Annotated in this window: 13 protein-coding genes and 2 pseudogenes; 7 read left to right on the plus strand and 8 right to left on the minus strand. The window is 68.5% G+C overall.

The window, feature by feature from the left end; all coding sequences use genetic code 11:
• The first annotated feature begins 184 nt into the window (after window positions 1–184).
• Window positions 185–760 (plus strand): hypothetical protein, encoded by a 576-nt coding sequence (locus AB0O34_RS18530; RefSeq protein ID WP_363916731.1) that lies wholly within the window; start codon window positions 185–187, stop codon window positions 758–760.
• A gap of 444 nt (window positions 761–1,204) precedes the next feature.
• Here the strand turns inward: AB0O34_RS18530 and AB0O34_RS18535 are convergent, their stop codons facing one another.
• From AB0O34_RS18535 to AB0O34_RS18545, 3 genes and pseudogenes are all read right to left on the minus strand, one after another.
• Window positions 1,205–1,483, minus strand: a complete 279-nt coding sequence (locus tag AB0O34_RS18535) for a metalloregulator ArsR/SmtB family transcription factor (protein ID WP_363916733.1) — start codon at window positions 1,481–1,483, stop codon at window positions 1,205–1,207.
• Window positions 1,484–1,988: 505 nt separating this feature from the next.
• Window positions 1,989–2,387: an arsenate reductase ArsC gene (locus AB0O34_RS18540; RefSeq protein WP_363916735.1), complete on the minus strand. Its 399-nt coding sequence runs from the start codon at window positions 2,385–2,387 to the stop codon at window positions 1,989–1,991.
• A pseudogene (locus tag AB0O34_RS18545) lies at window positions 2,380–2,673 on the minus strand (arsenical-resistance protein); the annotation flags it as partial. The gene AB0O34_RS18540 and the pseudogene AB0O34_RS18545, both read right to left, overlap by 8 nt.
• Before the next feature lie 260 nt (window positions 2,674–2,933).
• Between AB0O34_RS18545 and AB0O34_RS18550 the strand changes: the two are divergent.
• Window positions 2,934–3,041: pseudogene (locus AB0O34_RS18550) on the plus strand (sigma factor); the annotation flags it as partial.
• A 159-nt stretch (window positions 3,042–3,200) separates the two neighbouring features.
• Here AB0O34_RS18550 and AB0O34_RS18555 read toward each other — a convergent pair.
• The 5 genes from AB0O34_RS18555 to AB0O34_RS18575 all read right to left on the minus strand — a co-directional run bounded on the left by AB0O34_RS18555 (window position 3,201) and on the right by AB0O34_RS18575 (window position 9,080).
• Window positions 3,201–3,626: a hypothetical protein gene (locus tag AB0O34_RS18555; protein WP_363916737.1), complete on the minus strand. Its 426-nt coding sequence runs from the start codon at window positions 3,624–3,626 to the stop codon at window positions 3,201–3,203.
• Between the two features lie 72 nt (window positions 3,627–3,698).
• The gene (locus tag AB0O34_RS18560) at window positions 3,699–4,052 is read right to left on the minus strand and encodes a helix-turn-helix transcriptional regulator (RefSeq protein ID WP_363916739.1); all 354 of its coding nucleotides are present in this window, start codon (window positions 4,050–4,052) and stop codon (window positions 3,699–3,701) included.
• 302 nt (window positions 4,053–4,354) lie between these two features.
• Window positions 4,355–5,755 carry an acyltransferase gene (locus AB0O34_RS18565; RefSeq protein ID WP_363916741.1) on the minus strand — a complete coding sequence of 467 codons (1,401 nt, stop codon included), beginning with the start codon at window positions 5,753–5,755 and terminating at the stop codon, window positions 4,355–4,357.
• A gap of 446 nt (window positions 5,756–6,201) precedes the next feature.
• Window positions 6,202–7,428, minus strand: a complete 1,227-nt coding sequence (locus AB0O34_RS18570) for an acyl-CoA dehydrogenase family protein (protein WP_363916743.1) — start codon at window positions 7,426–7,428, stop codon at window positions 6,202–6,204.
• 293 nt (window positions 7,429–7,721) lie between these two features.
• Entirely contained in the window at window positions 7,722–9,080 is a 1,359-nt protein-coding gene (locus AB0O34_RS18575) for a hypothetical protein (protein ID WP_363916791.1), read from the minus strand.
• Between the two features lie 238 nt (window positions 9,081–9,318).
• Here AB0O34_RS18575 and AB0O34_RS18580 point away from each other — a divergent pair, with 238 nt between their 5' ends.
• From AB0O34_RS18580 to AB0O34_RS18600, 5 genes are all read left to right on the plus strand, one after another.
• Window positions 9,319–9,954, plus strand: coding sequence for a DUF305 domain-containing protein (locus tag AB0O34_RS18580; RefSeq protein ID WP_363916745.1), 636 nt, complete (start codon window positions 9,319–9,321; stop codon window positions 9,952–9,954).
• An 88-nt stretch (window positions 9,955–10,042) separates the two neighbouring features.
• The gene (locus AB0O34_RS18585) at window positions 10,043–11,089 is read left to right on the plus strand and encodes a nitronate monooxygenase (protein WP_363916747.1); all 1,047 of its coding nucleotides are present in this window, start codon (window positions 10,043–10,045) and stop codon (window positions 11,087–11,089) included.
• Window positions 11,090–11,210: 121 nt separating this feature from the next.
• Window positions 11,211–12,257: an RNA polymerase subunit sigma-70 gene (locus AB0O34_RS18590; protein ID WP_363916749.1), complete on the plus strand. Its 1,047-nt coding sequence runs from the start codon at window positions 11,211–11,213 to the stop codon at window positions 12,255–12,257.
• Complete coding sequence (locus tag AB0O34_RS18595; protein ID WP_363916751.1) at window positions 12,257–12,562, plus strand: hypothetical protein; 306 nt, start codon at window positions 12,257–12,259, stop codon at window positions 12,560–12,562. The genes AB0O34_RS18590 and AB0O34_RS18595 overlap by 1 nt, the downstream gene beginning before the upstream one ends.
• A gap of 127 nt (window positions 12,563–12,689) precedes the next feature.
• Window positions 12,690–13,820, plus strand: coding sequence for a serine hydrolase domain-containing protein (locus AB0O34_RS18600; protein ID WP_363916753.1), 1,131 nt, complete (start codon window positions 12,690–12,692; stop codon window positions 13,818–13,820).
• Window positions 13,821–14,009: the final 189 nt, after the last annotated feature.

Below are 14,009 nucleotides of genomic sequence, written 5' to 3' on the forward strand. Positions count from 1 at the left end.
GAAGGAGTTCACCTGTGCCGGACAACTACCCGCCGGAGTTCTGTCGGCGGATGGTGGATCCGGTGCGTGAGGCCAGGCGATGATCACATCGTCCTACGGTGCCCGTTTCCTCCACCGCTCGCGGAGGTCTACGCTCGCCTCCCGTACGCGGATTGCGAAAGATCACATTGGATGCGCGAACCAAATGCCGACTCTGACACTCTCACCTCCCATGAAGCCCTATGCGAAGCCCTCCGCGTCTCTCAGCATCCTCTTCCGGACCACGACGGTCGCCGCCACGGTCGCCGCGACGCTTGTCGCCGGAGCGGTCGCCGCCGGCGCCACCACCATCCCGAAGTTCAAGCAGCCCAAGATATTCGGTACGTCCTTCCAGACCGACCCGCACCACGACTTCACCAAGCGGATCAGCACGCGGCACGACGGCATCCTGCGCGGTTGGGTCACGTACTACAAGGCCGGGAAGGCGGAGTACACACCGATCAAGTGGGTGAAGGACAAGAGCGGCCACACGGAAGGATGGTTCACCGGGCCGTCCGAGGGCGACGTCACCGCCTACGCCTCCCCCGTCTCGGCGAAGCTCGCGTACTACGGTGCCACCGGGTGCAAGGACACGGAGACGACCGTGGACCGCCAGGGCTTGGGCGACAAGCGTTGTTCCAGCAAGGTGGCCATCTCGCGCCTGAAGGCCGGTCGGCACCCGGGGCTCATCACCGTGTACAAGGGCAAGATCGTGAAGTTCCGGGAGATCTTCACCCCCTGACGACCGGGCGCCCCGCTGGGTGGCCGGCCAGCCGGAGCGTGCTGGTGGCGCCCGCGGCCGTCGCGCTCAGGGACGTCCCGGGCCGCGTACCCGTCGCCAGAGCTCGCCGGCCGGGTGGCGCGCCTGTCCGATGCGGTAAGGCTTCCCGGCCACTGACATGCACGACCGGCGGGCTCGTCGGCTCAATGCGAGACCAGGACGTCCCAACCGGCTCCGGGGGTCCAGAGCGTCCCAGCCGGCGCCTCGGGCTACGCGTGCGCACGGGTGTATCTGGACGGCGCCTGCAATGACGCTCCAACGCTCGCCTACGCACGCTGGTTGAGCGAGCGAGGGAGCGACGGGGCACCTGGGTGTTCCACTGGGTGGTGCCCACGGCTTTGGAGCGATTGAGTGAAGTACTGACCGTGCCCGCCAAGAGAGCTTGAGCGTATATCCCGACCGTGGCTACCTGGCGGCTCCCGCCAGGTCGGATGCGGCCAGCAGGGCGGAGAGCTGGCGAAGGCGTTCACGGATCGGCCGGTAGTACACCCAGGTCCCCCGGCGGTCATGATCCACCAGGCCGGCCTCACGCAGTAGCTTCAAGTGATAGGAGATGGTGGGGGCCGCGACGTCGAACAGATCAGTCAGTTCGCATACGCAGACCTCCCCGTCAGGATGCGCCGCGATCAAAGACAGCAGCCGCAGCCGGACCGGATCACCCAGGGCCTTGAACACCTTGGCCATGTCGACCGCGTGAGCGGGATCCAGTGGAACGGACTCGATCGGAGCGCAGCAACCCTTGGATGGCGAGACACCTGCGGGTTCCGGTGTCACTCCCGTCTTTGACATAGCTCTATATTCACATCCGTCTAACTATTGGGCAACCTGACCTGCGCCGGTTCTGTCGCATGGCGCAAGCGAGCGACCTTGCCCTCCAGATCGACCCGCACATCCGTGACCCCGGCACCTGGCCGGCCCAAGCGCTACCTTCGGACGCCTCGAAGGCGAACCGGCCGCCCTTTACTCGCGGTCATTGACACCGCTGGTGGAGGATGCCGGCTGGACCGACGTCCACGTCGGAACGCCCGACCACCCGCTCATCTCGGCCGAACACCCCGAGGACGAGGATCGCGTCCTTTCGTAGCCCACAAGGCCGATGCCTGAGCGGACAGGGAAGGGTCGCCGCCCCCGGACCCGGGAGTGGCGACCCTCTCGGGTGCGGTCGTCAACCGCGGCAGCCGTCGTGGAGTCAGCCCAGGTCTGCGATCAATTTCAGGATGCGGTCGCGGAGCTCGTCGCGGATGCGCCGCACGACCTGGAGGTCCTGGGCCGCGGGGTCCTCCACCGGCCAGTCCTCATAACGCTTGCCAGGGAAGATCGGGCAGACGTCCCCGCAGCCCATCGTGATCACCATGGTCGAGGTCCGCACGGCCTCCACGGTAAGGACCTTGGGGCGAGCGGCGGTGATGTCGATGCCGACCTCGGCCATGGCCTCGACGGCGACCGGGTTCACCTGTCCGGCGGGCTCGGACCCTGCGGAGCGCACCTCGATGCGGTCCCCCGCCAGGTGGCTGAGCCAACCCGCGGCCATTTGTGAGCGTCCGGCGTTGTGGACACAGACGAAAAGGACACTGGACTTGTCAGGCATGGATCGACCCCTTTGGCGGGTTGGCGAACAGGCGGCGGCCCCACAGACTGACGTAGACCAGCGCCACGAGTACGGGCACTTCGATGAGCGGGCCGATCTTCGGCAGAAAGCGGCCCTCGTACCAGTCGCGGCCCTTGGCGCGCTCGCTGAGCCTGCGTGACAGGTAGCCGGCGGCCAGCGGGATGCCCAGGAAGATCAGCACGCTGCGCGCGATGTCCCAGGTCGAGACCTCAAGGGCGGTCTGGGACTGCCCGAGCCACCCGGGCAAAGCCTCAAGGTAGAACCAGCAGCGTTCATTAAATCAATATTTACTGAGTTAACCTCCGCGTCAATCACTAAGAGGCGACGCTTCTGGTCGAGCAGGTGAACTAACAGCGACGTGGGGGCACGATGCGGGCCGGCCACTTCTCCCTTGCAGGGTCATGACGTGGAACGCCGCGCACCTTGACGGGAGCCCTGACTCGCCCAAGCCGACCGGCAAGCGCGGTTCCACATCAGCTGCGGCGCCAGATGTGAACGGGAGGCACCTTGTCCGGCACGTAGATACGCGCGGTGGAGAAATTCGACTACACCAAGGGTTACAAGTTCTCCGCCTACGCGACCTGGTGGATCAAACAGGCGGTCACCCGGGCCCTGGCCGACCAGGCGCGGACCAGCCTCGCGTCCACGCGAGTGCCTGGCTGATGCCCGGGGCCGACTGCGGCCCTTGCTCTGGGCGCTCATGCCCGTGATCGTGATCGCGTTAAGGGGCGAGGGCGAGACAGGAGAAGCCTCCCTCTCCGGAGAACGGGTACGGGCCGGGATGGTGGCGAGTTAAGCCCTGGTTGCGGTCTTTCCGCTTGGCGTGGGGTTTTTGCCCGCCGCCTTATCCTTCTCTATAGCGGTCGCCGTCGTGGCCCTCTTGGAGACATCCTCAAGCTCCTTCGCGGCCTCGCGGCTCATACTGCTGACGATCTTGCGCCCGCGGGCGGCCAGATCGTCGTAGAACTCGTTGACCTTGGCGGTCGTGGTGTCGGCGTACTCGCGGGCCTGCCCCGGCAGGGTTTTGGCAACGGTCTCGCGCGCCTTCCCTGGCAGATCCTTGGCGGTCTCGCGGACCTCACCCTGGCGGGCCCGCAGCTGCTTCTGCAGCCGCCTGCGCAGCTTACGCAGGTTCTCAGCGGCGTAGTCGCCGGCGCCCGCGGCCGCATAGAACGGCTTGGACTTAGCGATCATCTTGACCTGGTCGGCGAGCATCATAGGCGCTTGCTCCCTCTGCGACATCCGGTACGGCATTGCCATCAGCGAACGAGCCGCGTAGGCGATCGCGGCTCATCGGAGGAGCCGAGTCGGTCCGCGGAATCTTGGTCCGGTTTCTCCCTTCGGAAACGATTCGTAGATATCGATCAGCACCTGGCGTTGCCGCCCGGTGATGGTGCTGTCGCCCCTGATCGCGGCCAGCGCGTCACTGTAGGGACTGCGATCCTCCAGCAGGCCCGCCTGCACATCTCCCGGGCGATTCTGGTTGAGGATCGCGGCGCTCGGCTGACGAAGGCCACGCTCGACCTGGCTCAGATAGGAGTTGGAGACGCCCGCCTGAACGGCGAGCCGGCGCGGAGGCATCCTCGTCTGCTGTCGCCGCCGGCGAATGTACTCACCGATCAAGCTGCCCCTGCGTAGTGCCATATCCCATCCTCATCCGCCCTGCTTGCAATCGCGAACAAGCTGACATGCAACAGCCAGCAAAGATGTGTCGGACCGGCAGCCACCCCCTGGATGAGGCAAATCGTTCACGGCACGCTCCGCGACGACGACAGGAGTTCGTCGCCGGGATCGTGGAACGGGCGCCCTCCCCCTCGAGCACGGCGCCGCAGAGACGCCCGTGCACCCCTACGTGGCCCAAGCCGGGCCTCCGACGCCCGGACAGGACACCCCTTGGCGCCCCCGCGCGGCGACGCCGTCGAGCAGACCTGGTGCTCCCGGCGGCGCTAGGAGATGTCGGCCCGGTCGCCCTCGTGCGTGGGACGCGAATGCCTCCACCGGACATACCCCAGGACCGCGACGCCGCTGAAGTAGGCGATCAGAACCCCCACGGGCAGGCCCACCGGCCCGTGGTACCTCGGGCCGGCCTGGGTGAGGCCGAAAAGCCCGGCGAGCACGGCGCCGACCCCGGCGATCGTCAACGCGGCGGCTGCCTTGCCCCGCACCGCGCCCACAGGATCGGCCCGGGGCCCCCTACGTTGCTCGAAAGGCCCGAACACCACGACAAGTAGCGCCAGGATCAGCGCCAGGAAGACGAGCCAGGGAATGCGCAGCAGCAACCACAAGGCCGACCCCGGCGCGGCGGCGGGCATCACGTTCGGGCCGTAGAACGCCCCGACGCCGATCACCACAGCGGCCATGTGCCACAGGAAGAGCGTCATGATCACCGAGTTGACCGCGACGACGACGGTCCACGGACCCGGCCCTCGCAGCCACCGGTTCGCCCGATCACGCGCCCACAAGGCGATTCCCACCTGGGTGAGGGCCAGAGCCAGCAGGGCCAGCGTGGGCGGGGAGGTGTTCTGCACCTTCCCTCCCGCCAACTCGACCATGCTGACCGGATAAGGGCCGACCACGGTTAGAAGCACAAGGGCGATCAGCCCGGCCGCCGCCATCGCGACAGGCACGCTCCGACGCGAGGGCAGGCGCCCGTCCTGCCAGGCGAAGCCGAGTTGATGAACCGCCAGCCAGGCCAGCAGGAAATTCGCCTCGCCCACATAGGGAACAGCCAGCACCAGACGGGCCAGGTCGCCCCCGCCGACCAAGGCGGCCAGGACGACCGGCACGGCCAGCCCCGTACGCCGGTGCAGGGCATGCATCGGAGGGGTCAGCACCACCACGGCGATGTAGGCGACCAGAAACCACAGCGGGATCGAGGCCACCCAGACCGCCACGCCGATCAGGGCGGGCTCGGCACCAAAGATCCTGGCCACCGCCGCCGCCACCGCCAGGCCGCCTAGCAAGATCGTCGTCGGGCGCAGCAGCCGAGCGGTCCGGCCCAGCACCCAGCCCGTGGCGTTGCCGCCCCGCCTTCGATGGGAGGTGAACGACGCGGCGTTCGCGAAGCCGCCTACCAGGAAGAACAGCGGCATGACCTGGAACAGCCACGTCAGCCAACGCGTCCACGAGACGACATCCAGGATGCTTCCGCCCTGAAATGCCTTGTCGTGGGTCACATAGACGGCCAGCCAGTGGCCGAGGACGACCGCCACGATCGCGATGGCGCGCAGGAAGTCGACATGGCGTTCTCGCTGAGGCGGTGTCCGCTCGGCCAGCCGCCGCACCTCGCGCGCCATCGCCTGGACGACCCGAAGAGGGCGCGCGGCCGTGTCGCCGAGGTGTGACATGTTGCGACCACCCCTCCCCTTACGTCATATCAAGCGGCCTCCCGTCCACGACAATCGATACGGTCGTCGTCCTTGTGGCTCTGCCGGCGAAAGGCGGCGACACGACTTGCCGAAGAGCCCGGGCACCACACCGTGGTCAAAGACCCGCAAAACCTCGCCGAGCACGATCGCAGCGGCGAGAGCTGCGCCGGGCACGCGCCCGGCACCAGCGCCTCGGCGGGATCATCCACGCCGGCCTCGCTCGCCGTCAACGTCTCCGCCGGTGAGGACCGGCGGTGGGCAACCGGCCGATCCGCACCCGCTGCTCAGGTCTGGGGGGATGGTGGTCATCGATGACGTGGCCCCGGCTCGGCACTGGCCGCCGCGGTTCAACGGTGCCCCGATATGACTGGTCCGTTGAGTGCCGCCGTACGATCACTGCGCTAGGGAGCTGACGTGTGGAAACGTCACTGTACGGGCAGGCCAGTGACGGCGCGGCTTATCAGGAGACGCTGGATTTCGCTGGTGCCCTCGAAGATGGTGTAGATCTTGGCGTCGCGGTGGAAGCGTTCGACGGGGTGTTCGCGGGTGTAGCCGGCGCCGCCGAGGATCTGGATGGCCTGCTCGGTCACCCACACCGCCGTCTCCCCCGCCACCAGCTTCGACATCGAGCCTTCGGCCTGGTGGAACGCCCGGCCCTTGCGGGCCATCCAGGCCGCCCGCCAGGTCATCAGCCGGGCGATGTCGACCCTGGTGGCCATGTCCGCCAGCAGGAACGCGACGGCCTGGTTCTCGCCGATCTTGCGGCCGAACTGTTCCCGCTCGCGGGCGTAGTCGCGGGCGTACTCGTAGGCCGCGCGGGCGATACCGACGGCCATGGCGGCGACGGTCGGCCGCGTGGTCTCGAACGTGCGCATGGCGGCCTGCTCGCCGCTCTTGCCGCCCTCGCGAACGCGGGCGAGGCGGGCGTCCAGCTTCTCCTTGCCGCCGAGCAGGCAGTGGCCCGGCACCCTGACGTTGTCGAGGACGACCTCGGCGGTGTGGGAGGCGCGGATGCCGTGCTTCTTGAACTTCTGCCCCTGCGAGAGCCCCGGCGTGCCCGGCGGGACGACGAACGACGCCTGCCCCCGTGAACGCAGCGCGGGGTCGACCGACGCGACCACGACGTGCACGTTGGCGATGCCTCCGTTGGTGGCCCACGTCTTGACGCCGTTGAGCACCCACTCGTCCTTCACCGCGTCGTACTCGGCCCTGGTGCGGATGGAGCCGATGTCGGAGCCCGCGTCGGGCTCCGAGGCGCAGAAGGCGCCGAGCTTGACGTCGTCGACGCTTCCGAACATCTGCGGGAGCCACTCGCCCATCTGCTCGGGCGTGCCGTTGGACGACAGCGCGGCGGCGGCCAGGCCGGTGCCCACGATGGACAGGCCGATGCCGGCGTCACCCCAGAAGATCTCCTCGAACGCCACCGGGATGCCGAGGCCGCTGTCCTCGAACCACTGCTGGGCGAAGAAGTCCAGTGAGTACAGCCCGATCTTGGCGGCCTCCTGGATGACCGGCCACGGGGTCTCCTCGCGCTCGTCCCATTCGGCGCCGGCCGGGCGGATCACCGTCGCGGCGAACTCGTGCACCCAGTCGCGTACCTCGCGGACGTCGTCGCCGATCTCCGGACAGAAGCCGCCAGAGTTCTCCGCCATCTCGATCACTCCTCAAAGGGTCCGGAGCCTGAAAAAGTCCCACGCCAGCGTGGCGTTACCAACGGTAACACCGGCTCCATGAAACCTTACCGGGAGGTAGCCGTCCTCGCGCAACGGCCCCCGGCAACGTTTACGCGGCGGAAACACCGTCTGGCGACGCTACCCGGCAGGCGGAACCCCACGCATCCGGGGCGAGAGTCCGAGAAAGCGAAGACGGCCGGGGCGGCGAGAGGGCCGCCCCGGCCGTCGATCAGGCAGCGAGCGGGAGGACGCGCCCCCCGGTCAGGCCGCTGTCACTCCTCGTCGCTCCAGATCCAGTCGCCGTGGCCGCGGTCGCGGTACGAGCCCTGGGTCTGCGTGTTCAGACGGTCGACGCGGACCTTGCCGGCCGAGTCGGTACGCCTGTCGTTGATCTTGATGACGTCGAAGCCCCTGTTGAAGTCGCTCGCGTAGATGTAGCCGTTGTAGTAGTACGCGGACCAGAAGCCGCCGGAGCCCTCAGCGGCCGGACCGCGCTCGAAGTAGCCGATCTCCGCCGGGTGGGCGGAGTCGGTGAAGTCCCAGATCGACGCGCCACCCTGGTACCAGGCCTGCACCATGATGTCGCGGCCCTTCACCGGGATGAGCGAGCCGTTGTGGGCGACACAGTTCTCGGAGTCCGCCTGGTAGCGGGGGATCTTGTAGTAGTTCTTGAACACGAGCTGGCCGTTCACGATGTCGTAGATCGCGTCGGCGCCCCGGTTCGGGCCGGTGGCCTCGTTGCAGGTGGCCGCGCCGCCGCCGCCCAGTTCGTCGGTGAAGACGACCTTCGTGCCGGCGTTGTTGAACGTGGCCGAGTGCCAGAAGGCGAAGTTCGGGTCGGTGACCCTGGCCGTCACCTTGGGGCTCTCCGGGTTCCTGATGTCGAACAGCACGCCGTCACCCATGCAGGCGCCGGCCGCGACGCCCTTCTCCACGTACGCGGTGATGTCGTGGCAGCCGCTGGTCGGGGCCAGGAGGCCCGGCTGGCTCTCGTTGCCGCCGTCGGGGAACACGACGGGAGTGGCGACCACCGAGGCCGAAGTCGGGTTGCGGAGCGGCACCTTGACGATCGAGATCTTGTCGTGCGGGGGCAGGCAGTCGGGGAAGTTCGCCGCCGGGTTGTACGAGGAGACGTACAGGTAGACGTTGCCGCGTTTCTTGTCCGGGACCAGGGTGTGGGTATGGGAACCACAGTTGGTCTCGACCGACTTGATGTACTTGGGGTTCGCCTTGTCGCTCACGTCGAAGATGCGGATGCCTTCCCAGGACTCCTTCACCGACGCGGACTGCGTCGTGCTGCTGCAGGAGTCGTTGTTCCTGGAGGAGTCGACGGAGGCGAACAACAGGTCACCGTAGACGGACAGGTCCATCTGCGAACCGGGACAGACCACCGAGCTCACGACGGAGGTCTTCTTCGGGTTTTTGATGTCATAGATGGAGAAGCCGCCATAGTTACCGACATAGGCATAGTTGCCCTGGAAGGCGATGTCGGTGTTGATGGTGGCCGCGATGCTCGCGGGCTTGGGCACGTTCGTCACATGCTGGACGTTCGGGCTCATCACGATCTGGTCGGTGCCCGGGATGTCCGCTGCCTGGGCGGGTATCGCCGACAGCACCATCGCCGCGGCCATACCCACCAGGACGAGGAACCGGCCGGTCAGGCCGCCTCTGCGGGGGGTGGACGACACTCAGGACCCTCCTTGGTACTTAATGCCACAGGAGAACATATACGGGCAGATTTTCTCCCAGACAGGATGAGTTAGCCATAGTGCAGGTTGTCAGCAAAACCTTCCGACATGATCCCTTTACCGACATATCGCGACTGAGTTAGGGTGCACGCGCACGGCAAGTGATCCTCAGGGAGGTCGGGTGCGCGCCGCGCTCCTCATCGTCATCGGTACGGCCGCGCTCGCCCTGGCAGGTTGCGCGAGCGAGCCCGCCGCCCCGTCGGCCCAGTCAACCGCTCCCGTCATCGCCCCAGGCAGGCCGGGCGAGGCGGCGAAGACGCTCAGCCCCACCGAGGCGGTCACCGCGGTGCCCTCCCCCACGGCCAACGCGGCGGACGTGGTCTTCATGCAGGATATGATCGTTCACCACCGTCAGGCGCTCGACATGAGCGCGGGCGCCTCGACCCGTGCGGCCTCCGACGACGTGAAGCGCATGGCGTCACGCATCGCCGGCACGCAGGGGCCCGAGATCAACGCGATGATCCGGTGGCTCCGCCAGCAGGGGCAGCGCGTTCCCGAGCACCATGCCGAGCATCACGCCATGCCGGGCATGGCGACTCCGGAGCAGATGGCGGCCCTGCGGGCGGCCGGCGGTGCGGGCTTCGACCGCCTCTACCTCCAGCTGATGATCGCCCATCACCTGGGCGCCATCACCATGGCCGCCGACGAGCTGGAGAAGGGCTCCCACGTCATGGTCCAAGAGCTGGCGCAGGACGTGTCGGTCTCGCAGACGGCCGAGGTGAACCGCATGCGCCGCATGCAGCGATCAGAAGGCTGACGCCCCATCCGCCCCCTTCGACAAGGCCTACGTCCCGGCCATGACCGTGAATCGCAAGGGCTTCTTCGGGTTCCCCTAGGGTGAGGAAATGGAACTCGCGGCGTTGCCCTACCCCATCGTCCAGGCGCCGATGGCGGGTGGCCCGTCGACTCCGGAGCTGGCCGCGGGGGTGTCGGCCGCGGGTGGGCTCGGGTTCCTGGCCGCCGGTTACGACTCGGCCGAGGATCTGCGCGCCGGTATCCGGACCGTACGGGCGCGGACCGACGCGCCGTTCGGGGTGAACCTGTTCGTGCCGTCCTCCGAGCAGGTCGACCAGGCCGCCGTGGACGCGTACGCGGCGCGGCTGCGCGGGGAGGCGGAGCGGTACGGCGTGGCGCTGGGCGTGCCGGCGGATGACGACGGCGGGTGGCGGGGCAGGCTGGCCGTCGTGGCCGAGGAGCGGGTTCCGGTGGTGTCGTTCACCTTCGGGCTCCCCTCGCGGGAGGTCATCGAGGAGATGCGCCGGGCCGGGGCGTACGTCATGGTGACGGTCACCACCCCTGACGAGGCGGTGGCCGCGCACGAGGCCGAAGTGGACGCTCTGGTGGCCCAGGGCATCGAGGCGGGCGGGCATCGAGGCGGGTTCACCGACGACGCGGGCGATTTCGGGCTGCTGGTCCTGCTCCGGCTGGCACTGCGACTCACACCGCTGCCCGTGGTGGCGGCAGGTGGCGTCATCGACGGGGCGGGGATCGCGGGGGTGCTGGCGGCCGGGGCCGTCGCCGCGCAGCTCGGCACCGCGTTCTTGCGCACGCCCGAGGCCGGTACGAGCGTCGCGCACCGCGAGGCGCTGAGCTCGTACGACCGTACGGCGGTCACCCGCGCGTTCACCGGCCGGCGGGCCAGGGGGCTGGTCAACCGCTTCCTCGAAGAGCACACCGACGAGGCTCCCCTGGCCTACCCGCACGTCCACCACCTGACCGCCCCGCTGCGGGCGGCGGCCAGGAAGGCGGGTGACGCCGGCGCGATCAACCTGTGGGCGGGTCAGGGATTCCGGTTCACGGAGCAGATGCCCGCCGGCGAGCTGGTGCGCCGGCTCGGAGCCGAGGCCGAGGAGGCGCTCACCCGTGCCGCCCGCCGCCGCTTCGGCCGGTGAGGAGGAAAAAATGAGATCGCTCAGAGCAGTTCGTACGACCGATTCCTTTTCCTGCCGCCCATCGTCATACGTCCGTCAGGTGCGTCCGGCGGGGCGCCCAATGAGGGCGGAGGGGTGAATCGTGGAGAAGGTCGGATCCGGGCGGGACCGGATCGAGGAGACCGAGGTCGTCGCCGCGGCGCGAGCCGGTGACGAGGCGGCGTTCGGGGTGCTCGCCGATGGTTACCGGCGGGAGCTGCAGATCCACTGTTACCGGGTGCTCGGCTCGTTCGAGGACTCCGAGGACCTGGTCCAGGAGACATTCCTGCGCGCGTGGCGCGGGCGGGAGACCTTCGAGGGCCGTTCCACGTTCCGGGCGTGGCTGTACCGGATCGCGACGAACGCGTGCCTGGACTTCCTCGACCGCAACCCGCGAGTGCCACGGGCCCGGCAGGAACCGGTCCTGGCGGATCCCGGCGCGCCGGCCCCGCCCCCCACCGAGATCATGTGGCTCCAGCCGTACCCCGACCGGCTGCTGGAGACGGTGGCGGGCAGGGACGCCGAGCCGGAATCCACCGTCGTCGCCAAGGAGACGATCGAGCTGGCGTTCCTCGCCGCGATCCAGCACCTGCCGGCCCGGCAACGGGCGGTGCTGATCCTCCGCGACGTGCTCGGCTGGCCGGCCAAGGAGACCGCCGAACTCCTGGACACCAGCATCACCGCGGTGAAGAGCGCGCTGCAGCGGGCAAGGCCGGCGCTGAAGGAGCATCTGCCCCCGCGGCGGTCGGAGTGGACGCCGTCCAAGGATCCGACGCGCGAAGAGCGCGCGGTGCTGCAGCGCTACATCGACGCCGTGGAGCAGGCCGACCCCGCCATCCTGGCCGGGGTGCTGCGCGACGACGCGTGGCAGACGATGCCGCCGCAGCCGATCTGGATCAGGGGCGGCAAGGCCATCGTGGAGGCGTGGACGCCCGCCATGGTAGGCCCAGAGGCGTGGGGCGACTGGCGTGTCCTGCCCACGTGGGCGAACCGGCAGCCGGTAGCCGCGGCGTACCTCCGCAAGGCGGGCGACAGCGCGTACCGGCCGTCATGGCTCGGCGTCCTGCGGGTGGAGGACGGCCTGATCGCCGAGATCACGACGTTCGGCGACCAGTACTTCCCGCTGTTCGGCCTGCCGCCGGCTCTGTGATGGACGACGCCCCCCGCCTGCCGTCCTTCCTCGGCAGGCGGCTCCCGCCTGCCTTCGCCCTCCGTACGGTCGTGGTCTCCCCCGGCCGCGCGCGGGTCTACGACGAGGCCGAATGGCGGGACGCGATCGTCGCGGTCGAGCGCGGGCGTATCGAGCTCCTCTGCTCCAACGGCCACCGCCATGTCTTCGAGCACGGCGAGGTCCTGTGGCTGCACGGGCTTCCCGTCCACGTCTTGTACAACCCGGTGACGGAGCCCGCTGTGCTGATCGCCGTCTCACGGCGCGGCGCCACCTCCGAAAGCTGACGAAACCGAAAGCTGACGGCTTCGAACGCTGACGGCTTCGAAGGCTGAGAACCCGCCGCGATTCCTTCCTGGCCCTCCCACCGTCTCAACAACCAGATGTGCCGCAACCGATGAAAAGGAAACGACCATGAGCGATGTCCAGAAGCAGGTTCAGATCGCTATCGACCAGCTGGTCGAGTCCGGCGCCGAGACGGGCGTGCAGGTCGCCGTGTACCGCGAGGGCCGGCTCGTGGTGGACGCCGTCGCCGGTGCCGCCGACGCGGAGACCGGGCGCCCTATCACCTCCAGCACCCCGGTCTTCTCCACCTCGACCGGCAAGGGCGTGACCTCGACCGTGGTGCACGTGCTCGCCGAGCGCGGCGTCCTCGGGTACGACACCCCGATCGTGGATCTGTGGCCGGAGTTCGGCGCCCACGGCAAGCAGGCCGCGACCGTACGGCACGCGCTGACCCACTCGACCGGCGTGCCCGGCCTGCCGGTCGACACCACCCCGGAGGACCTGTGCGACTGGGAGAAGATGTGCGCGGCGATCGCCGACGCCGAGCCGTGGTGGGAGCCGGGCACCAAGACGGGGTACCACGCCCAGTCGTTCGGCTACATCATCGGTGAGATCGTCCGCCGCGCGACCGGGCTGCCGATCTCGCAGGTCCTGCGGGAGGAGGTCGCCGGTCCGCTGGGGGTCGCCGACGAGCTGTTCTTCGGCGTACCGGAGTCCGAGCTCGGCAGGCTGGCCCGGCTGGACGAGCCGGCGAGCGACTTCGAGATGACCGCGGACATGCTCGAAGGCATCCCCTTCTTCAAGGTCGTGCACGGTTACACGGCGGCGCCGATGGCGGCACTCCCCGACGCGGCCTACGGCAACCGTGCCGACGTGCTGATGTCCGACATCCCCGCCGGGGGCACCATGTCCGCCCGCGCCGTGGCGCGCATGTACGCCGCGCTGCTCGGCGAGGTCGACGGGGTCCGGCTGGTCTCGCCGGAACGGCTGCGCGAGATCACCTCGGTGGCGATGACCGGGTTGGACGAGGTCGCCGGGTTCCCGGGCACGAAGGCGCTGGGGTACAACATCGGCTTCCCCTCGCTGAACGCGTCCCCGGCCCCGACGGTGTTCGGGATGGCGGGCAGCGGCGGCACGGCCGCGTACGCCGACACCGCCACGGGAGTGGCCTTCGCCCTGACCAAGAACAGGGTCTCCGCCGGAGAGTTCACCACCGTCGAGCAGATCGGCGAGATCGTCAAGAACTCCCTCACCGACTGACGCACGGCGAACACCCCGCGGGCGGGAATGAGCTGTTCACAGGGGCCCCATTCCCGCCCGCGGGTTCTCCGCTTCCGTGGTCGCAGTTGGGCACGTCACGCCGACACCTTCCGCATGGTTCATTGCAATTTGGTCATTTCCCCCTAAAAACCTCCACGCGGATGCCACCTTCAACGGAGAAATACGGAC

Source organism: Sphaerisporangium sp. NPDC088356 (assembly GCF_040685555.1).
GTDB lineage: Bacteria > Actinomycetota > Actinomycetes > Streptosporangiales > Streptosporangiaceae > Sphaerisporangium.

Excerpts from the sequence above, each read along its gene's own strand:
- AB0O34_RS18585 (WP_363916747.1), top strand. The coding sequence starts at position 10,043 with ATGGAACTCGCGGCGTTGCCCTACCCCATCGTCCAGGCGCCGATGGCG.
- AB0O34_RS18600 (WP_363916753.1), top strand. The coding sequence starts at position 12,690 with ATGAGCGATGTCCAGAAGCAGGTTCAGATCGCTATCGACCAGCTGGTC.
- AB0O34_RS18570 (WP_363916743.1), bottom strand. The coding sequence starts at position 7,428 with ATGGCGGAGAACTCTGGCGGCTTCTGTCCGGAGATCGGCGACGACGTC.
- AB0O34_RS18530 (WP_363916731.1), top strand. The coding sequence starts at position 185 with ATGCCGACTCTGACACTCTCACCTCCCATGAAGCCCTATGCGAAGCCC.
- AB0O34_RS18555 (WP_363916737.1), bottom strand. The coding sequence starts at position 3,626 with ATGATGCTCGCCGACCAGGTCAAGATGATCGCTAAGTCCAAGCCGTTC.
- AB0O34_RS18540 (WP_363916735.1), bottom strand. The coding sequence starts at position 2,387 with ATGCCTGACAAGTCCAGTGTCCTTTTCGTCTGTGTCCACAACGCCGGA.
- AB0O34_RS18565 (WP_363916741.1), bottom strand. The coding sequence starts at position 5,755 with ATGTCACACCTCGGCGACACGGCCGCGCGCCCTCTTCGGGTCGTCCAG.
- AB0O34_RS18560 (WP_363916739.1), bottom strand. The coding sequence starts at position 4,052 with ATGGCACTACGCAGGGGCAGCTTGATCGGTGAGTACATTCGCCGGCGG.
- AB0O34_RS18535 (WP_363916733.1), bottom strand. The coding sequence starts at position 1,483 with ATGGCCAAGGTGTTCAAGGCCCTGGGTGATCCGGTCCGGCTGCGGCTG.
- AB0O34_RS18575 (WP_363916791.1), bottom strand. The coding sequence starts at position 9,080 with ATGGCCGCGGCGATGGTGCTGTCGGCGATACCCGCCCAGGCAGCGGAC.
- AB0O34_RS18595 (WP_363916751.1), top strand. The coding sequence starts at position 12,257 with ATGGACGACGCCCCCCGCCTGCCGTCCTTCCTCGGCAGGCGGCTCCCG.